The organism is Dyella sp. C9 (assembly GCF_003332825.1).
Classification (GTDB): Bacteria; Pseudomonadota; Gammaproteobacteria; order Xanthomonadales; family Rhodanobacteraceae; genus Dyella.
Window position 1 is genome coordinate 129,209 of the sequence record NZ_QIRF01000003.1, and the last position, 19,471, is coordinate 148,679.

The window sequence follows — 19,471 nt, forward strand, 5'->3', positions numbered from 1 at the left end:
TTTGAAGTTCTCTACAGGACAAAACCCACGATGGCACACGCTCCCCAGATCCGCATTCCCGCCACCTACCTGCGCGGCGGCACCAGCAAGGGCGTGTTCTTCCGCCTGCAAGACTTGCCGGCATCGGCACAGGTGCCGGGCGCCGCGCGCGATGCGCTGCTGCAGCGCGTGATCGGCAGTCCCGATCCCTATGGCAAGCAGATCGACGGCATGGGTGGCGCCACCTCCAGCACCAGCAAGACGGTGATCGTGTCCAAGAGCAGCCGCCCGGACCACGACGTGGACTACCTGTTCGGCCAGGTGGCGATCGACAAGGCCTTCGTGGACTGGAGCGGCATCTGCGGCAACCTTTCGGCGGCAGTGGGTCCGTTCGCCATCGCCGGCGGCCTGGTCGATCCCGCGCGCGTGCCACGTGACGGCATCGCCATCGTGCGCATCTGGCAGGCCAACATCGGCAAGACCATCATCGCCCATGTGCCGATGACCGACGGCGCGGTGCAGGAAACCGGCGATTTCGAGCTGGACGGCGTGACTTTCCCGGCGGCCGAAGTGCAGCTGGAATTCATCGATCCGGCGGCCGAGGAAGAGGGCGCCGGTGGCGCGATGTTCCCGACCGGCCACCTGGTCGATGACCTGGAGGTGCCGGGCGTCGGTACGCTCAAGGCCACCATGATCAATGCCGGCATCCCGACGATCTTCGTCGAGGCCTCGGCCATCGGCTACACCGGCACCGAACTGCAGGACGCCATCAATGGCGACGCCAAGGCGCTGGCGATGTTCGAAACCATCCGTGCGCATGGCGCGCTGCGCATGGGCCTGATCAAGTCGCTCGACGAGATCGCCACGCGCCAGCACACGCCCAAGGTCGCCTTCGTGGCCAAGCCGGCCGACTATGTCGCCTCGAGCGGCAAGCCGGTGGCGGCCGGTGAGGTCGACCTGCTGGTGCGCGCGATGTCGATGGGCAAGCTGCATCACGCCATGATGGGTACGGCGGCGGTGGCCATCGGTACCGCGGCGGCCATTCCGGGCACCCTGGTGAACCTGGCCGGCGGCGGCGGCGAGCGTCAGGCGGTGCGCTTTGGCCATCCATCGGGCACGCTGCGGGTAGGCGCCGAGGCATCGCTGGTGGACGGCACCTGGACCGTCACCAAGGCGATCATGAGCCGCAGCGCGCGCGTGTTGATGGAAGGCTGGGTACGCGTGCCGGGCGACTCGTTCTGAGGAGGGCAGCCCCGGGAGGGGCAGCCTCGTAAGAATCCAGCGCCCTTGCTGTCGGGCAATCCTGCGTGCGCCGCGCACCGGTATAAAATCGCAAGAATTCACCCCTATACTCGCCGCCAGTGACGCCACAGGGTGTGACGTCGCGCTACAGGGGAGGGGTCATGCAAAAACTATTGGGGCGCGCGCTTGGCGGCGCGCTTTGCCTGTTTGCGTCCGTGGTTCCGGCCGGGACCGTCTCGTTGGCTGATCTGGCGCGCCAGGAGCAATTCATTGAAGTGAGGATCTCGGGTGACGGCAAGTACTTGGCCGCCACCACGGTGGTGAAGGACAAGCCCATGCTCGCCCTCATCAATATCGCGACGCAGAAAGGTGCGATGGTCACGCCGCGCGAAGGCAACCAGGTGGTCGACTTCTGGTGGGTCAACGATCACCGGGTGCTCTATACCGAAGGCACCAAGGTGGCTGGCTGGGACCGGCCGTTCGCGACAGGTGAGATCTTTGGCGTCAATGCCGATGGTTCCGGGGGGGAACTCCTGTTTGGCTACCGCGCCAGCGATGGCCGCGGCGCCACCCACATCCAGCGCCGGGAGCCCGAGCGGGCCAGTGCTGAACTGCTCGACATCATGCGTGGCGATGACAAGCGGGTGCTGATCGGCGTGACGCCGTGGGACTCGGGAGCCGACGGAGCCTTCACCCAGATCTTCCAGATGGACGTGAACGACGGCTCGAAGCATCAGGTCGGTACGGCGCCGCTGCGAGGCGCGGAATTCCTGGTCGATCATCATGGCGTCGTGCGCTTCGCGATGGGCATGGACGTGCATGCGTACCCCCAGGTGTTCTACCGCGAAAACGCTGACAAGCCGTGGAGCCTGCTGTTCCAGGGTACGGCGGACCAGAGCATCCCGTGGCCGGTGGCGTTCAATCGCGACGACTCCACGGTCTACATGACCTGCAGTGCCGCCGGTGCCGTCGCCGCACTGTGCCCCTGGAGTGTGGCCAGCAGCAAGATGAATGCGCCGGTGTGGCAAAGCGCGACGGTGGGGCCGACTGGCCTGGTCAGGAGCCTGGACCGATTGGACATCGTGGGCGTGTACTCGGATCCGGGAACGCCGACGGCCCAGGCCATCGTTCCCGATGCCGATACCATCAAGGTGATCGGCATGATGTCCCGTGCGTTGCCGGGTGAAAGCGTCAGCGTGGTTTCCAGCACCGACGATGGCAGCAAGGCCGTCGTGCTGGCCCGTTCGGACATGGATCCGGGCACTTACTACCTGTGGGACAGCGCCACGGGCAAGGCATCGCTACTGGCGCAGCGTGCGTCGTGGATCAAGCCGGAGCAGATGGCTTCCATGCAGCCGGTGGAGTTCAAGGCGCGCGACGGTCTTGCCGTGCACGGCTACCTGAGCCTGCCGCCAGGCAAGGAGCAGGCAAAGCACCTGCCCATGGTGGTCTATGTGCATGGTGGTCCGTTCGGTGTGCGCGACCGATGGGAGTTCGATCCTTACGTGCAGATGCTTGCCACCCGCGGCTACGCGGTGTTGCAGGTGAACTTCCGCGGCTCCGGCGGCTATGGCGATGCTTTCCTGCGTGCCGGCTATCGCGAGTGGGGCGGCAAGATGCAGGACGACGTCACCGATGCCACCCACTGGGCGATCGAGCAGGGCATCGCCAATCCGGGGCGTATCTGCATCTTCGGTGGAAGCTACGGCGGTTATGCGGCCCTCGAGGGCGCGGTGAAGGAGCCGGATCTCTACCGTTGCGCCATCGGTTACGTGGGCGTGTACGACCTCAATCTCTTGTACTCGCGCGGTGACGCTTCCGACAGCACCAAGAACAAGAGCTTCCTGCGCTTCAGCCTGGGTGAGGACTCGGCCCAGCTGGCGGCACGCTCGCCGATCAACCAACTGGACAAGTTGAAGGCTGGACTGATGTTGATTGTCGGCGGCGAGGATACCCGCGTGCCGCCCGCGCATGCCGACGAGCTGCGTAATGCACTCGGCAAGCGTGGCATTGGCTACGAGTGGCTGTTCAAGCCCGATGAAGGCCATGGCTTCTACACCGAGGCCAATCGCACCGAGCTGTTCGAGAAGGTGAACCAGTTTCTCGATCGGCAGATCGGCAATGGTGGGGGCGGCAGCGCCACAGGGGCGCCCTGAGGTCGCCGTGGGCGACCCGGTTGCCTACACGAAGAAGCCCCGGCCTGGTTGCAGGCCGGGGCTTCTTCATTCGGGGGCATGGGCCCCGCCAGCGCTGTGTCAGAACAGCAGCGAAGCCATCTTGCGGCGATAACGGCCGACCAGCTCGGCATCGTCCAGCGTGGCAAAGGCGGCCAGCAGGCGCTTCTTGGCCTGGTCATCGTTCCAGTCGCGGGCCTTCTCCAGGATCGCCAGGAACTGGTCGAGGCCTGCCTCGGCCTCGCCCTCCAGCAGCAGGCGCACGCCCAGCAGGTCGCGGGCGGCCCAATCGCTGCCATCGGCCTGCACACGTTGCTGCAGTTCGGGCAGCAGCGGTGCATCCTTGAGTGCACGGGCCAGGTCGAGCTGGCTGCGCAGGCGCACGGCGCGGGCGTCGGTGGCCAGGTTGGCGGGCAGGGCGGCCAGCTCGGCTTCGGCGGCATCCGCCTGGCCGGCGCGCATCAGCGCCAGGGCCAGGTCGAGCTTCAGCTCGGCCTGCTCGGGCGCGGCGGCAATGGCCTGCTGGATGCGGTTGATGGCGTCTTCGGGCGTTTCGATGACTTCGGCGGGAGCGGTCTCTGCGCCATCCAGCGGCTGCACGTGGCGCAGCAGGAACTCACGCAGCTGGCCCTCGGGCAGGGCGCCGGCAAAGCCGTCGGCGATCTGTCCGTCCTTCACCAGCATCACGGTGGGAATGCTGCGGATGCCGAACATCGCGGCCAGCTGCTGTGACTTGTCCACGTCCACCTTGGCCAGCCGGAACGCGCCATTGAACTCGGCGGCGAGCTTCTCCAGCATGGGCCCCAGGGTCTTGCACGGGCCGCACCAGGTTGCCCAGAAGTCCACCAGGATCGGCGTGGTCAGCGAGGCCTGCAGCACCTCGGCTTCGAAATTGTCCTCGCGCACGTCGAAAACATGCGTATCGGCGATGGTGGCACTCACTGGGGACTCCCGTAGACGAATGGCCCTCACATCAGGGCAACGGCCAGCATATCAAGGTGGCAGGTACTTACGGTCGGGCGCCTATCGGCGTTTGTCACCGATTTTTGCGAAAATCACCGGATGACCATGCCAGCCCAAGGCGTCCAACCCGGCATCGCTCCACCAACCCTGTGGATCTGCGAGCATTGCGACACGGTGTACCACCGGCGCGAGCTGGCGTGTGGCGAGGTAGCGCGTTGCGCACGCTGCGACGCCATCCTCGAGCGGCACCACAGCGTGGGCGTGCGCGGCATGCTGGCGCTGGTGATCACGGCGATGATCGCCTTCGTGCAGGCCAACATATGGCCGATCGTGACGCTGGGGCTCAATGGCCAGCAGATCAGCACCACGCTGTGGGGCTGCATCGAGATGATGTGGCATCAGGGCGCCCAGGTGGTGGCGGTCATTGCTGCCTGTACGCTGTTCTTCTTTCCCATCGGCAAGATGCTGATGCTGGGCTGGGTGCTGTTGTACGCCCGTACCGGTCGGCGCGCGCCAGGATTCCGCCTGGCCATGGTGACGCTGTACCGTGTCGGACCATGGACCATGAGCGAGGTGTTCGTGCTGGGCACGCTGGTGGCCATCGTCAAGGCGCATATGTACTTCGAGGTGATTCCCAATCCTGGCGTGTTCGCCTATGGCGTGCTGATGCTGATCATCACCGCGTTCTCCAGCATCGACGTGCGTCGCCTGTGGGACCTCACCCGGGATGACCCGGCATGACCCGCTTGCCGCGTGCCCGCGACCTGGGCCTGGTCGGCTGCCACGTATGCCGGCTCGTGTGCCGTGACGTCGAGGCGCCCAATGCCGCCTGTCCGCGTTGTGGCTCGGCCCTGCACCGGCGCAAGTCCGCCAGTTACACCAAGACCTGGGCCTTGCTGATCGCCGCGTTCTTTTTCTATATCCCGGCCAACGTGCTGCCGATCATGCGCACGGTGAGCCTGGGCGACGTCGACGACAACACCATCCTGAGCGGCGTGATCGAGCTGTGGGTCAAGGGATCGCCCGACCTGGCCGTTATCGTGTTCACCGCGAGCATCGTGGTGCCGGTGCTGAAGTTCTTCGCGCTGGGGCTGCTGTTGATCAGCTCGCAGCGGGGCAGCCGCTGGGCCCAGCGGCAGCGCGGCAAGCTTTACCGGCTGGTCGAGTTCATCGGCTACTGGTCGATGCTTGACGTATTCGTGGTGGCATTGCTCACGGCGCTGGTGCAGTTCGGCTTTTTCAGCGAGGTGGAGCCGCTGCCGGGCGTGGTGTTCTTTGGCTTGACCGTGGTCATTACCATGCTGGCCTCGATGACTTTTGACCCGCGACTGATCTGGGATGGCAGGGATTTCGATGACTGACGACAACAAGGTAAGCACGGACGACTTGCCCGAACCCGTGGTGCAGCGGCCGCGCATCAATGCCTCGCTGGTGTGGCTGGTGCCGGTCATCGCGGCACTGGTTGGCCTGTCCCTGGTGATCCACGCCTGGGTCCAGGCGGGTCCGACCATCGACATCAGCTTCCAGAGCGCCGAAGGCCTGGATCCGGGCAAGACGCCGGTGAAATACAAGAGCGTGGTGATCGGCAAGGTGACCACGGTGCGGCTCAGCGACGATCGCACGCACGTCATCGCCAAGGTGGCGCTTGAGAAGAGCGCGCAAAGCTTCGCCACGGCCGGTTCGCGCTTCTGGGTGGTGCGTCCGCGCATTGGCCTGGGCGGCGTGTCCGGCATCGACACCCTGCTGTCGGGCGCCTTCATCGGGGCCGATGTGGGCCAGTCGCAGGAGCCCAAGACCGATTTCACCGGCCTGGAATCGCCGCCTTCCGTTACCCACGGTGCGCCCGGCAAGACCTTCGACCTGCATTCGGACGACCTCGGTTCGCTGGATATCGGATCGCCGGTGTACTACCGCCGCATCCAGGTGGGGCGAGTGTCGTCCTATCACCTCAACAAGGACGGCAAGGGCGTTACCCTGCAGATCTTCATCGACGCGCCGAACGACCAGTTCGTCACGACCTCGTCGCGCTTCTGGAACGCCAGCGGCATCGACGTGTCGCTGGGCGCGGACGGCCTGAAGGTGAATACGCAGTCGCTGGCCACCGTGCTGGCGGGCGGCGTGGCGTTCCAGGATCCCCCGGGTCCGCACGAGAGCAGGCCCGCGCAGGAAAACGACGCGTTCACCCTGTTCAATGACCGCACCACTGCGATGGCGCCACCCGATGGCGAGCCCAAGTACATCCGCATGCGCTTCGAGCAGTCGTTGCGCGGGCTGGCGGTGGATGCGCCGGTGGAATTCCTCGGCGTGCCGTTCGGCCGGGTGGTGTCGATCAACCTCGATTTCGACGAGAAGACCCAGACTTTCCCCACCGTGGTGGGTGCGGTGGTGTATCCGCAGCGCCTCGGCAAGGCCCACGACAAGCTGGTGGCGCTGGCCCGCGCCCAGGGCGACGACGAGCAGATGTCGCAGATGATGTCGCGCCTGGTCGAGCATGGCCTGCGCGCGCAGGCGCGCAGCGGCAACCTGCTGACCGGCCAGCTCTATATCGCGCTCGACTTCCTGCCCAAGGCGCCGGCCGTGGCCTTCGATGGAACGTCCAGGCCGCTGGAGATCCCCACCGCGCCGGGCGATTTCGACAAGATCCAGCAGCAGGTGGCGGACATCGTCGGCAAGTTGCAGAAGGTGCCATTCGACAGCATCGGCAACAACCTCAACGACTCGCTGGCCGAGCTCAGCCGCACGCTCAAGCAGGTCAACACCGGCGTGCTGCCGGAGGTGACCCATACCCTGCAGGGCGCGCAGCAGACCCTGGGCACGGCCAACAGCGCATTCGCGCCCGATTCGCCGTTGCAGCAGAACCTGGGCGGCACCCTGCAGGAACTGCAGCGCGCGGCGCGCTCGCTGCGCGTGCTGACCGACTACCTGGGCGCCCATCCGGATGCCTTGCTGCGGGGGCGTCGTGCCGACGACAAGCCCGCGCCGCAGGCGACGCCACTACCACCGCCGTCCAGCGCACCGGCACAAGGGAGCAAGCCATGATTCGTGCGGGATATCTCAACCTGGCCGTGGCCGCGCTAGCGCTGGTGCTGGGCGCCTGTGGCTCGGCGCCGGTGACGCACTACTACACCCTGGTGCCTCCGGCTGGCGGCGACACCGCCGTGGTGCGGCCCGGCCAGCCGTTCCAGTTCGATCTGCTGCCGGTGGCCGTTCCGGCCCAGGTGGACCAGCCGCAGCTGGTGGTGCGCCAGGGCGGGCAGGGTGTGGCCATGCTGCAGGGCGAGCGCTGGATCGCGCCGCTGGGCGACGAGCTGCGCGGCGCACTGTCGGCCGACCTGACCCGGGACTTCCACGCGCAGGATGTCAGCGGGCTGCCTTCGCAGGGCCCCGCCACGGTGCGCATCAAGCTGGACGTGCGTCGCTTCGACTCCGTGCCCGGCAGCTATGCCTATATCGATGCGGCCTGGAGCGTGCGTCCGGTGAAGGGTGGCGAGCCGCTGGCCTGCACCAGCCGCATCAGCGAGCCCGTGGGTGAGGGCTATGACGCCCTTGTCCAGGGCCACCAGCAGGCGGTTGCCCGCCTCGCCGGCCAGATCGGCGCGGTGGCCAGTGCCGTTGCCAACGGCCAGCGGCCAGGCTGCCCCGGCGGCTGAGGCGGGGCCGGTCCCTGCGGTGCGCACGCCATGCGCCCCCTTCCTGTCACATCCACCCTGTCGAGCACGGGGTGGGCTTCTGCAGAAAATCGTTGTTTGGCGACGTTTTGCGACCGTTTGGCGCGGAACAGACCCCAGTTCTGCTAGTCTGCCGCGTTCATCGCCAGTCAGTGCTGACTGAGCAAAACATCACGGCGCCGGACACATGCAGGACATTCAGGATCAGGGTTCCCACGAGGGCAACGAGCAGGGTTACCAGCCGCAGGCGGTGGAGACCGCCGCGCAGGCGTACTGGCGCGATCAGCGCGCCTACGAGGTGAAGGAAGACGCCTCGCGTCCCAAGTTCTACTGCCTCTCCATGCTGCCGTACCCGTCCGGCGCGCTGCACATGGGGCATGTGCGCAACTACACCATCGGCGACGTGATCAGCCGCTACCAGCGCATGCAGGGCAAGAACGTGCTGCAGCCGATGGGCTGGGACGCGTTTGGCCTGCCGGCCGAGAACGCCGCGATCAAGAACAAGACCGCGCCGGCCAAGTGGACCTACCAGAACATCGAGCACATGCGCGCCCAGCTGCAGCGCATGGGTTTCGCCTACGACTGGACCCGCGAGTTCGCCACCTGCCGTCCGGAGTACTACCGCTGGGAACAGCTGATGTTCACCCGGTTGATGAAGAAGGGCATGGCCTACCGCAAGAACGCGGTGGTGAACTGGGATCCGGTGGACCAGACCGTGCTCGCCAACGAGCAGGTGGTCGATGGCCGCGGCTGGCGTTCCGGCGCGCTGGTGGAAAAGCGCGAGATCCCGCAGTGGTTCCTCAAGATCACCGACTACGCGCAGGAGCTGCTGGACGGCCTGGATACGCTGCCGGGCTGGCCCGACGCGGTGAAGACCATGCAGCGCAACTGGATCGGCCGCTCCGAGGGCGTGGAGATCCATTTCGAGGTGGAAGGCGAGGGCGAGCCGCTCACCGTGTTCACCACGCGTCCCGACACGCTGATGGGCGTGACCTTCGTGTCCATCGCGGGCGAGCATCCGCTGGCAATCAAGGCGGCGCAGGACAACCCGAAGCTGGCGGCTTTCCTGGAGGAGCTCAAGCACGGCGGCGTGTCCGAAGCGGAGCTGGAGACGCAGGAAAAGCGCGGCATGGATACCGGCATCGAAGCCATCCATCCGCTCACCGGCGAGAAGATCCCGGTGTTCGTGGCCAACTTCGTGCTGTGGGGCTACGGCACCGGCGCCGTGATGGCGGTGCCCGGCCATGATCAGCGCGACTGGGAATTCGCCAAGAAGTACGAGCTGCCGATCAAGATGGTGGTGGTCGACCGTTCCGTGCTGGACGCGGTGGCCGAGATCAAGCACGACCTGGCCAAGGGCGTGGGCGCCGATCCGATCCGGGCCGCGCTCGGCGGTGGCAGCGTCGATGCCTATGAAACCTCGGCGGCGGTGCAGCTGATCGAAGACTTCGAGAACAGCATCCAGCAAGACAGCGCCTTCACCGAGCGCGGCTACCTGGTGAACTCCGGCGAATTCGACGGCATGGACTACAACCAGGCCTTCGAAGCCATGGCCGCGCGCTTCGAGCGCGAGCACAAGGGCGTGCGCCGCGTGAACTGGCGCCTGCGCGACTGGGGCGTGAGCCGCCAGCGCTACTGGGGCTGCCCGATCCCGGTCATCTACTGCGCGAAGTGCGATGCGGTGCCGGTGCCGGAAGACCAGCTGCCGGTGGTGCTGCCCGAGGACGTCGCGTTCTCCGGCGTGCAGTCGCCGATCAAGGCCGACCCCGCGTGGCGCAAGACCACCTGCCCTCAATGCGGTGGCCCGGCCGAGCGTGAAACCGACACCTTCGACACCTTCATGGAGTCGAGCTGGTACTACGCCCGCTACACCAGCCCGGGCGCCCATGACCAGGTCGACGAGCGCGCCAACTACTGGTTGCCGGTGGACCAGTACATCGGCGGCATCGAGCACGCCATCCTGCACCTGCTGTACTTCCGCTTCTATCACAAGCTGATGCGCGACGCGGGGCTGGTGAAGGCGGATGAGCCGGCCACCAACCTGCTGTGCCAGGGCATGGTGATCGCCGAGACGTTCTATCGCGAAGAAGAAGTGGAGTCCAAAGAAGTGCGGCCAGACGGCACGCTTTCGACGACCAAGACCTTGACGAAAACGTGGATCAACCCGGCCGAGGTGGAGATCCAGCGCGACGAGAAGGCGCGCGTGATCGGTGCCGTGCTCAAGAGCGATGGCCAGCCGGTGAAGATCGGCGGCACCGAGAAGATGTCCAAGTCCAAGAACAACGGCATCGACCCGCAGGCGATGGTGGACAAGTTCGGTGCTGACACGGTTCGCCTGTTCTCCATGTTCGCGGCGCCGCCGGAACAGTCGCTGGAGTGGAGCGAGGCCGGCGTGGAAGGCATGGCGCGCTTCCTGCGCCGCTTCTGGCGCGAGGTCACCACGCATGCGTCGCAGCCGGACCATCCGGTGGTCGATCCGTCTGCGCTGGACGCCGGCCAGAAGACGCTGCGCCGGCAGGTGCACGAGACCATCCAGAAGGTCAGCGACGACCTCGGCCGCCGCCACTCCTTCAACACCGCCATCGCCGCGCTGATGGAGCTGCTCAACGCGCTGAACAAGTTCAACGACATGAGCGAGCAGGGCCGCGCCGTGCGCCACGAGGCGCTGGAGGCCATGGTGCTGCTGCTCAACCCGGTGGTGCCGCACGTCAGCCACACGCTGTGGCAGGTGCTGGGCCATCCGCAGTCGGTGCTGGAAGACCAGCCGTGGCCACAGGTGGACAGTGCCGCGTTGGTGCGCGATTCGCTGACCCTGGCCGTGCAGGTCAATGGCAAGCTGCGCGGTACCATCGAGGTCGCTGCGAATGCATCGAAGGAAGAGGCCGAGGCCCTGGCTCGCGCCCACCCCCAGGTCATCGCCTTCCTCGAAGGCCAGGCCGTGCGCAAGGTGATCGTGGTGCCGGGCAAGATCGTCAACATCGTCGCAGGATGAAATTCATGAGCCGTGTGTTCAAAGCTTCGCTGCTGTTGGTGTGCCCCCTGCTGCTGGTCGCATGCGGCTTTCATCTTCGCCAGAGCGTGCCCCTGCCTCCGGCGATGAAGGAAGTACACATCACTGCACCCGGCAACATCGATCTGGAGCGTCGCCTTGCGCGCTCGCTGGCCGCCCAGGGCGTGACGATCGAGGAACACAGCGGCACGGATGTCGCCGAGCTGATCGTGCCGGTTTCCGCCTTTAGCACCGACACGCTGTCGGTCAGCGGCCAGGCCGAAGTGACGGAATACACGGTGCGCTACCACGTGGAATTCGAAGTGCATGACGGCACCGGCCAGCCGATCATTCCGCGCCAGCGCATCGACATGTCCAAGGAATTCAGCTACGACGTGACCAATACCATCGGTACGCAGGCGCAGGTCGACGCGATCCATGCAGCACTCAACGACGACATGATCACCGCGATCATGTTCCGACTGCAGGCCGCGGGCCGTCACCCGGGCAAGACGGCCGCGGAAGCGGCCAACCAGGCGCCGGGTTCGACCGAGGCACCGACCCTGGTGCCGGCGCCGGCTACCAGCATCCACTGACGCTTCCACCCGCATGCCGCTCAATGCCGCCCAATGGCAGAAGTCGCTGACGGCGGATCAGCTGCGGCCGGTCTACCTGCTGGCCGGCGAGGAACTGCTGGTGCTCGAGGCAGCCGACGCACTGCGCGCACAGGCACGCCGGCTCGGCTATGCCGAGCGTGAGGTGCTTGATGTCGGCAACCACTTCGATTGGGACGACCTGGCGCGCGCCGCGGCCGGCATGTCGCTGTTCGCCACGCGCCGGCTGCTGGACCTGCGGTTGCCCACCGGTCGCCCCGGTACCGAGGGCGCCAAGGCCATCAACGAGTTTTGCGCCAACCCGCCGCCCGACGTCACCCTGCTGATCACCGCCACCGAGTGGAGCAGCAAACACGAGGGCGCGTGGACCAAGAACCTGGACGCTGCCGGCGCGCTGGTGGTGTTCAACGCGCCGCGACCGATCGAGTGGGGTGCCTGGATCGGCGCACGACTTGCCTCGCGTGGCCTGTCCGCCACGCCGGACGCGGCAGGGCTCCTGGCCGAGCGCGTGGAGGGCAACCTGCTCGCTGCCGCGCAGGAGATAGACAAACTGGTCGTGTTGCACGGGCAGGGCAAGATCGATGCGCAGGAGATGGAAAACCTTGTCGCCGACAGCGCGCGTTACGACGCCTTCAAGCTCACCGACGCCGCGTTTGCCGGCGAGGGTGGGCGCGCCCTGCACATCCTCCACGGCCTGCACGCCGAGGGCGATGAGCTGATCGCCCTGATGGGCTGGCTGGTCAACCAACTGCAACTGGCGCTGCGCCTGGCCAACGCCCGCGACTTCGCGGCACAGGCTCGCGCCGAACGCCTGTGGCCGGCGCGCGAACAGTTGTTCCGCAAGGCGCTGCGGCGCGCACCGCGCGAGCATTGGCTGCAATGCCTGGCACGCGCGGCCCGCATCGATCGCATGGCCAAGGGGCGCGCGCAGGGTGATCCCTGGCTGGAAGCCGAGCGGCTGGTGGCCGCCATCGCCGAGCCGCGCGCGGCACAGGCGTTGTCATGAACGACGCCACCACTTTTTTCGCTCCCATCGGGAGCGCGGGGAGAGGGACCCTGCATTGATGCGCCCGCTGGCCATCTTTGGCGGCACCTTCGATCCGGTGCACCTGGGGCACCTCAGCGTGGCGTGGGAAGCGTCCGAGCTGCTCGATGCCGAGGTGCGCCTGATGCCGGCCAGCGTGCCGCCGCACCGGCCCGCGCCGCTCGCCAATGCCCGGCAGCGCGTAGACATGCTGCGCGCTGCCCTGAAGAACCAGTCGCGCCTGACCCTGGACACGCGTGAACTGGAACGCAGCGGCCCGTCCTACACCATCGATACGCTTGCCGAATTGCGGGCGGAGCAGGGCGATCGACCACTGGTGCTGCTGATGGGCGCCGATGCCTTCGCCGGATTGCCTTCATGGCATCGCTGGCAGGCGTTGTTCGAGGTCGCGCATATCGGCGTGCTCAGCCGCCCGGGCGTGGAGACCGTCCTGCCGGACGCGCTGCTGTCCGAAACCGCGCATCGTCGCGTCGATGAGGCCGCACTGTTGCGCGGCTCGCCGGCCGGCAAGGTGATCGAGCTGTCCGTCACGCCGCTGGAAATCTCCGCCACGCGCATCCGCGAGCTGTTGGCCGAAGGGCGCGATCCGCGTTACCTGCTGCCCTGCGGCCTGTTCGACGATCCGGCCATCCTCGCGCCCTACCGCAAGGCCTGATCCCTCTCGTGTAGGAGCGCACCCAGTGCGCGACCGCGGAGCCTCGGTATAGCCGCTTCGTAGGCTTTTCGCGCACTGGGTGCGCTCCTGCAAAAAGCCATGGGCGTCACGATGTACGCGGCACGAATCGCAGCGCTACCGAGTTCATGCAGTAGCGCAGGCCGGTCGGTGGCGGGCCGTCGTCGAACACATGGCCCAGGTGACTGTCGCAGCCCGCGCAGCTCACGGCCGTGCGTTCCCAGCCGAAGCTGGTGTCGCGCGTCTCGATCACGTTCTCCTTGGCGATCGGCTGCCAGAAGCTTGGCCAACCGGTGCCCGAGTCGAACTGCGTGGCGGCATCGAACAGGGCTGTATCGCAGGCGGGGCAGCGATACAGCCCGGGCACGGCCGGCTTTTCATGCGGACCGCTGAAGGCGCGCTCGGTGCCGGCGCGGCGCATCACGTCGTACGCGTCGTCGGACAGCCGCTCGTGCCATTGCGCGTCGTTCAACACCAGCTTGCGCACATGGCAGCTGCCCAGGCGGTGGCCGTCATCGGCAAAGCACACCAGCAATACGTCGGCGCCGCTGGCGGCTGGCGTGGCCGCCATGGCCTCGCTGCCGCCACTGCGCCTGAGCAGTCCGGGCAGGGCCAGCCAGCCTGCGGCTGCGAGTGTGCCGCCGGTCAGCGCGGCACGCAGGAAACGACGGCGTTCCAGCCTCACGAGATCCTGGGTACGGGACATGGCAAGCTCCTTCGCGCTGCATGCGCGAATCAACCGAAAGTGAAGGCGTAGGCCTGCACACCCGGGTCGAGGAACGTGATTTCAAAAGTGCGTTCGCCGGTGCCGTTGGCCTGGCGCACCAGCTGGTACAGGCGCTGCGCGGTGACAGTGCCGTTGCCGTCGGCATCGATGTCCATGCCGTGGTCGGCGCCGGGCGCCTTGCCGTCGATGGTGACGCGGAAGCGAACCGGTTTGCCGTCTTCGCCGGGACCCAGCACCAGGTGCAGGTCGCGTCCGCGGAAGCGGTACACGATGCGGCCATTGGCGGCATCCAGTCGTGCATTTTCGTCGCGTACCGTCCAGCGGCCATCGAGGGCCCACTGGTTGGCCATCAGCACGGTGGGGGCGCGATAGCTCCACGGATCGTCATGCGCCACGTTGCCGCCGGCGAAATTCTCGGCGCGCGCATAGCCCACGTAGGTTTCCGGCGAGCGAGTGGCGTCGCCCGATCCGGCGGCTTCCGCGCCTTGCGCGCCGCCCGGCTCCACATAACCGCCCGGCAGGTTCTTTTGCCCGGCTTCGGTGAGCAGCTGGCGGATCACATCCTCGCTCTGCGCATAGTCGCCCTCGCCGAAGTGGTGATGACGGATGCGGCCCTGGGCATCGATGAAGTAATGCGCAGGCCAGTACTCGTTGTCGAAGCCCTTCCAGATGGCGTAGTCGTTGTCGAGCGCCACGGGATAATCGACGCCGAGATCCTTCACCGCCTTGATGACGTTCTGCGGTTCCTTCTCAAAGGCGAACTCCGGCGCGTGCACGCCGATCACCACCAGCCCGTAATCCTTGTACTTGTCCGCCCAGCCGCGCACGTAAGGCAGCGAGCGGATGCAGTTGATGCAGGAATAGGTCCAGAAATCGACCAGCACCACCTTGCCGCGCAGCGACTGTTCGGTGAGCGGCGGACTGTTGATCCACTGGGTGGCCCCGCCCAGGGACGGCAGCTCGCCTTCCACCGGCAGCGGCGCGCCGGCTTGCACCATGGGTTGGGGTGCGGGGGCCGGACGCACCGCTTGGATCAGTTTCTGCTCGATGCCTCCCGTGCTGGCCAGCGACACCCGGGTGAGCACGCCGGTATCCAGTCCCAGCGCAATCATCGCCACGCCGGCCAGCACCAGCACGCCCAGCGCGCGGCGCACCCATTCCCCGGCACCGAGCGAGCGCTTCATCAGCGCGAACACGCGACCGCCGATGGCCAGCGCCAACGCCAGCGAGGTGGCCGCGCCGGCGGCGTACGTCAGCAACAACAGCGAGGTCTGCACGCTGGCGCCATTGAGCGCCGCGCCGGTCAGCAGCAGGCCGAGGATCGGGCCGGCGCAGGGCGCCCACAGCAGCCCGGTGGCCACGCCGAGGCCCGCGGCCGACCAGATCGAATCGCCCTGGGCATCACTGCGTTGCGACAACCGGTTGCCCAGTGCGACAAAGGGGCGGCTGATCCACTCGGCCAGGTGGGACGAGAGCAGGGTGAGGCCGAGGATGGCCAGCACCACCATGGCGACGATGCGGCCGTACTGGTTGGCGCGGATGGCCCAGCCGCCGCCGACGGCCGCCAGCGTGGCGACCAGCGCGAACGTCACTGCCATGCCGAGCAGCATCGGCAGGCCGTTGCGCGCGAAGGGCCGGTCGGCCCGCGCGAAGACGAAGGGCAGCACTGGCAGGATGCAGGGGCTGAGGATGGTCAGCACACCACCGAGATAGGCGAGGATCAACACAAGCATGGCGCGGCGTCCGTTGGAGGTTCCATGGCGTATTCGGTGGCAGGGCGCTGGCGGTTACCTGCCCGGGCCAAGGTAACGCGGGGTACGGCCGGGACGAATACCCCGATAGAGCCGTAGCCAACCTTGCGCCATGCCCCCTGCCTTGACCACTGCCGGCACCTTGGTTCTAGATAACGTCTTTCCCGCCTGGGCAAGGACCGAACCTGCCGTGACCGACGCCGAAGCCCAAGCCAGCGATTCGCCGGAGCGGCGTCGTGCGGCCTGGATGGCGGCCGCGCAGGGCGGCGACCGGCTTGCCTATGAGCGCGTGCTGGGCGAGTCGGTGGCGCTGATCCGTGCCGCGGCACGGCGCCAGGGCGTGGGCGTGGACCAGCTCGACGACGTGGTGCAGGAGACCCTGATCACCGTGCACCGTGTGCGCCACACCTATGATCCCGCGCGCTCCTACGATGCCTGGCTCAGCGCCATCGCCAGCCGACGTGCGGTGGATGCCTTGCGCAGCCAGGGACGAAGGGGCCGGCACGAACTGCATGACGAGTTCGCCTACGACAACCATGCCGACACGGACGACGTCGCCGCCGCGGCCGAGCGCGAACAGGAGGCAAGGCGCCTGCGCGACGCCATCGCCACGCTGCCGCCGGGGCAGCGCGAGGCCGTGGAGCAACTCGGGTTGAAGGAGCGCTCGCTGGCCGAAGCCTCGGCCGATACCGGGCGCCAGACTGGCGCACTGAAGGTCAACCTGCACCGCGCGATGAAAGCGCTGCGTGCCCGTTTCCACGGAGAATCCTGAGCACCATGGCCGAACCGCGACTTCCCGAGTCACTGATCCAGTCGCTGGGCGCGCAGCTGACCCCGGTGCGGCGCCTGCCGCCGCCGTGGCTGCGCACGGCGGGCTGGCTGCTGGCCGTGGCGGCGCTCGCGTTGGCCCTGCTGTGGCACTACGGCGCCGAGCACATGATCCGGCGCTGGATCGCCGAGCCGGATATCGCGGTGGCAGGCATCGGTGCCGTGATCACGGCGGTCTGTGCGGCCTGGGCCGCCTTTACGTTGGGGGTGCCGGGCCGATCCGCACGCTGGGCCTGGCTGCCGCTGCCTGGCCTGCTGATGTGGGTGGGCGCCAGTGGACTGGGATGCCTGCGCGACGCGGTACTGCCCGGTGCCGAAGTGGCCGGCGTGCATCAGTCGGTGGACTGCCTGGTGTTCATCATTGGCCTGTCGGTGCCGCTGTCCCTGCTGCTGATCGTGCTGGTGCGGCGTGCCTGCCCACTGCGGCCCGTGCTGGCGGCCGTGATGATCGGACTGGCCAGTGCCGCGGCATCGGCCGCATTGCTGGAGATCTGCCATGGCTTCGCCGTGGCGGCCACCGACCTGCTGACCCATGCCGTTGCCGTGGCCATCGTGGTGCTTGCCAATGCCGCCATGGGTGGACGCCTGCTGCAGCCGGCGCTGAGGTAACCGGCCCGCGGGTGCCGGCGAAGGAAGGATTGCGGTGTGGACCGCATTCCCTTTCTTTCAGGAGATTTCCGATGAAGACTGTCATTTCCCTGGTGCTGGCCGCCTCGATGGCCTGTGCGTCGGTTGCGTTCGCGCAAGACGCCATGCAGCCGGCGTCCGCCGGCAGCGCCATGAAGCAGGATGCGATGAAGAGCGGTGATGCGATGAAGAAGCCGGCCGCAGGGCAGGCCATGAAGCACTCTGGTAAGCCGATGTCGAACGGCATGAAGGCTGGTGATGCGATGCAGCAAGGCGATGGCATGAACAAGCAGGCCACCCCGCCGGCGACGGATGCGATGAAGTCCGGCGGCCAGTAAGCCCGCGCCCTGCGGCGGGTTGCTGCGGGTTGCCGCAGGCCCGCCGTGGGCAGTGCAGCAAGGGGCGGGACGGAAGGCAGCCTGTCAATAATTGATGCTGAACGGCGGTACTGGCACGCCACATTGCGCAGCCGCGGGTGGGTATACGCTTAGCCCGATCCGGGGCGGTTTCGGACGGGGGCGCTCCGGCGGAAGTGGTTTCACGGACCAGGGATGGACCGTTCGCATCGGGCTGGATCGCTGATGCGGCGTGGCCGGAACCGACACAGGCCGGTGCCGGATTGTCGAGGTCGCCTTGGAGGGGCGGTCACGGCTGTTCCATGGAAGTGCGGCATGGCCGCACGGTTACCTCACCGCTCCAGGAGATACGTACCCATGAAAGTTTCCCGTTACGCCGTACTCGCCCTTGCCACTGCCGTCGCGTTCGGTTTCGCCATGTCGCCAGTCATGGCACAGGATTCGACGCCAACGCAGTCGGCCCAGGACGCCAGCAAGGACGCGATGAAGTCCAGCTCGGATGCCATGAAGTCCTCCAGCGATTCGATGAAGAGTGATGCCAACAGCGCCACCAGCGGCCAGCATCACAAGAAGCAGCACAGCGGCAGCGGCACCAAGAAGAGCGGCGAGCCCGCTTCCACTTCGTCCGCCGGCCATTGATGTTCGTTTGAATGACAAGGCCCTCCCCATGGGAGGGCCCTTGTCATGGGCATGGTCTAATACGCAGTGACACACTGCGGAGTACAGGTCATGCCGTCCTCGTTTCTCGCACGACTGGGCGTAGTCCAGCCTCTCGTCCTCGCGCCGATGTCGGGCGCTTCCACGCCGGCGCTGGTGGCGGCGGTCTCCAACAGTGGAGGCCTGGGCTCGCATGGCGTGGGCTATCTCGCCCCGCAGGCCATCCTCGATGACGCGGCCAGGATCCGTGCGCTCACCGATGCCCCGTTTGTGCTGAACCTGTTCGTGCTGCCGGACGAGTTCGAGGAGGACGAGCCGGCGATCGAGTTCGCGCGCGCCACACTGGATACCTTCATGGAGCGCCAGGGCCTGGCGGCGCGAACCAGCCGACCCGAGCGCTGGGCGCCGCGTTTCAGCGACCAGTTCGCTGCCTTGTGCGAGGCACGGCCAGCGGCGGCGAGTTTCACCTTCAACCTGCTCACGCCGGCGCAGGTGGGCGAGCTGAAGCGTCGCGATATCGCGGTCATCGGCAGCGCGACCACGCTTGATGAAGTACGGGCCTGGGCCGAACTGGGCGCCGACGCCATCAGCCTGCAGGGCGCGGAGGCGGGCGGTCATCGCGGCAGTTTCCTGCATCGGCCGGAGGACGCCATGATTGGCCTGTTCGCCTTGCTGCGGCTGGCCGCCCGGGCCGTCAGCCTGCCGTTGATCGCTGGCGGTGGCGTCATGGACGGGCAGGGCATGGCCGCTGCGGAGGTGCTGGGCGCCGATGTCGCCCAATTGGGCACGGCGTTCCTGGCCTGCCCCGAATCGGCGGCGGCACAAGCCTGGAAGGACGATCTCACGCGGGCGCAAGACACCGACATCACGACCATCCGCAGCTTTTCCGGCCGCGCGGCGCGTGGCCTGCGCAACACCTATGTGGAGGCCATGGCGGGAGTGGAGTCGCGCCTGCCGTCCTATCCCGTGATGAACGCGCTGACCTCGCCGCTGCGTCGGGCTGCGGCCGCTGCCGGGCGCGGCGACCTGGTTTCCGAGTGGTGCGGCCAGGCCGTGGGGCTGTTGCGCCCGATGCCCGCGCGGGAGCTGGTGGCGCGATTGCTGGAGGAGCGAATGCAGGCACTGCAAGGGCTTGCTTGACGTCGGTTTCAGGTGTGGGCGTTATACTGGCGCCGCGC

18 protein-coding genes are annotated in these 19,471 nt (G+C 67.0%); 15 read left to right on the forward strand and 3 right to left on the reverse strand.

Annotated elements, in window-relative coordinates; translation table 11 throughout:
• Window positions 1-30: 30 nt before the first annotated feature.
• Together prpF and DVU99_RS05230 are read left to right on the forward strand one after the other, a co-directional pair.
• A complete protein-coding gene (gene prpF / locus DVU99_RS05225) occupies window positions 31-1,221 on the forward strand; it encodes a 2-methylaconitate cis-trans isomerase PrpF (protein WP_114239155.1) in 1,191 nt (396 codons plus the stop codon).
• A gap of 161 nt (window positions 1,222-1,382) precedes the next feature.
• Window positions 1,383-3,377 (forward strand): S9 family peptidase, encoded by a 1,995-nt coding sequence (locus DVU99_RS05230; RefSeq protein ID WP_114239156.1) that lies wholly within the window; start codon window positions 1,383-1,385, stop codon window positions 3,375-3,377.
• A 99-nt stretch (window positions 3,378-3,476) separates the two neighbouring features.
• On the opposite strand, the gene trxA is transcribed toward DVU99_RS05230, so the two are convergent.
• The gene (trxA, locus tag DVU99_RS05235; protein WP_232823464.1) at window positions 3,477-4,337 is read right to left on the reverse strand and encodes a thioredoxin; all 861 of its coding nucleotides are present in this window, start codon (window positions 4,335-4,337) and stop codon (window positions 3,477-3,479) included.
• Window positions 4,338-4,457: 120 nt separating this feature from the next.
• On the opposite strand from trxA, the gene DVU99_RS05240 reads away from it, so the two are divergent.
• The 8 genes from DVU99_RS05240 to nadD all read left to right on the forward strand — a co-directional run bounded on the left by DVU99_RS05240 (window position 4,458) and on the right by nadD (window position 13,329).
• Complete coding sequence (locus DVU99_RS05240; RefSeq protein ID WP_114239157.1) at window positions 4,458-5,099, forward strand: paraquat-inducible protein A; 642 nt, start codon at window positions 4,458-4,460, stop codon at window positions 5,097-5,099.
• Window positions 5,096-5,719 carry a paraquat-inducible protein A gene (locus DVU99_RS05245; RefSeq protein ID WP_114239158.1) on the forward strand — a complete coding sequence of 208 codons (624 nt, stop codon included), beginning with the start codon at window positions 5,096-5,098 and terminating at the stop codon, window positions 5,717-5,719. Before DVU99_RS05240 ends, DVU99_RS05245 begins: the two co-directional genes overlap by 4 nt.
• A complete protein-coding gene (locus DVU99_RS05250; protein WP_114239159.1) occupies window positions 5,712-7,397 on the forward strand; it encodes an intermembrane transport protein PqiB in 1,686 nt (561 codons plus the stop codon). Before DVU99_RS05245 ends, DVU99_RS05250 begins: the two co-directional genes overlap by 8 nt.
• On the forward strand, window positions 7,394-8,008 hold the full coding sequence (locus tag DVU99_RS05255; protein ID WP_114239160.1) for a membrane integrity-associated transporter subunit PqiC: 615 nt from the start codon (window positions 7,394-7,396) through the stop codon (window positions 8,006-8,008). The genes DVU99_RS05250 and DVU99_RS05255 overlap by 4 nt, the downstream gene beginning before the upstream one ends.
• Window positions 8,009-8,213: 205 nt before the next feature.
• A complete protein-coding gene (gene leuS / locus DVU99_RS05260; RefSeq protein WP_114239161.1) occupies window positions 8,214-11,018 on the forward strand; it encodes a leucine--tRNA ligase in 2,805 nt (934 codons plus the stop codon).
• Window positions 11,019-11,023: 5 nt separating this feature from the next.
• Window positions 11,024-11,611: an LPS assembly lipoprotein LptE gene (gene lptE, locus DVU99_RS05265; protein ID WP_232823465.1), complete on the forward strand. Its 588-nt coding sequence runs from the start codon at window positions 11,024-11,026 to the stop codon at window positions 11,609-11,611.
• Window positions 11,612-11,624: 13 nt separating this feature from the next.
• Complete coding sequence (gene holA, locus DVU99_RS05270; RefSeq protein ID WP_114239163.1) at window positions 11,625-12,635, forward strand: DNA polymerase III subunit delta; 1,011 nt, start codon at window positions 11,625-11,627, stop codon at window positions 12,633-12,635.
• A 58-nt stretch (window positions 12,636-12,693) separates the two neighbouring features.
• Entirely contained in the window at window positions 12,694-13,329 is a 636-nt protein-coding gene (gene nadD, locus DVU99_RS05275; protein ID WP_114239164.1) for a nicotinate-nucleotide adenylyltransferase, read from the forward strand.
• Between the two features lie 106 nt (window positions 13,330-13,435).
• On the opposite strand, the gene msrB is transcribed toward nadD, so the two are convergent.
• Window positions 13,436-14,053 (reverse strand): peptide-methionine (R)-S-oxide reductase MsrB, encoded by a 618-nt coding sequence (gene msrB, locus DVU99_RS05280; protein ID WP_114239165.1) that lies wholly within the window; start codon window positions 14,051-14,053, stop codon window positions 13,436-13,438.
• A gap of 29 nt (window positions 14,054-14,082) precedes the next feature.
• Entirely contained in the window at window positions 14,083-15,807 is a 1,725-nt protein-coding gene (locus DVU99_RS05285; protein ID WP_114239166.1) for a cytochrome c biogenesis protein DipZ, read from the reverse strand.
• A gap of 265 nt (window positions 15,808-16,072) precedes the next feature.
• On the opposite strand from DVU99_RS05285, the gene DVU99_RS05290 reads away from it, so the two are divergent.
• The 5 genes from DVU99_RS05290 (at window position 16,073) to DVU99_RS05310 (ending at window position 19,433) form a co-directional block, all read left to right on the forward strand.
• Complete coding sequence (locus tag DVU99_RS05290) at window positions 16,073-16,597, forward strand: sigma-70 family RNA polymerase sigma factor (RefSeq protein ID WP_114239466.1); 525 nt, start codon at window positions 16,073-16,075, stop codon at window positions 16,595-16,597.
• Window positions 16,598-16,602: 5 nt separating this feature from the next.
• Complete coding sequence (locus DVU99_RS05295; protein ID WP_114239167.1) at window positions 16,603-17,262, forward strand: NrsF family protein; 660 nt, start codon at window positions 16,603-16,605, stop codon at window positions 17,260-17,262.
• 71 nt (window positions 17,263-17,333) lie between these two features.
• The gene (locus DVU99_RS05300; protein ID WP_114239168.1) at window positions 17,334-17,618 is read left to right on the forward strand and encodes a hypothetical protein; all 285 of its coding nucleotides are present in this window, start codon (window positions 17,334-17,336) and stop codon (window positions 17,616-17,618) included.
• 375 nt (window positions 17,619-17,993) lie between these two features.
• Complete coding sequence (locus DVU99_RS05305) at window positions 17,994-18,275, forward strand: hypothetical protein (RefSeq protein WP_114239169.1); 282 nt, start codon at window positions 17,994-17,996, stop codon at window positions 18,273-18,275.
• 90 nt (window positions 18,276-18,365) lie between these two features.
• The gene (locus DVU99_RS05310) at window positions 18,366-19,433 is read left to right on the forward strand and encodes a nitronate monooxygenase family protein (protein ID WP_114239170.1); all 1,068 of its coding nucleotides are present in this window, start codon (window positions 18,366-18,368) and stop codon (window positions 19,431-19,433) included.
• Window positions 19,434-19,471 lie beyond the last annotated feature (38 nt).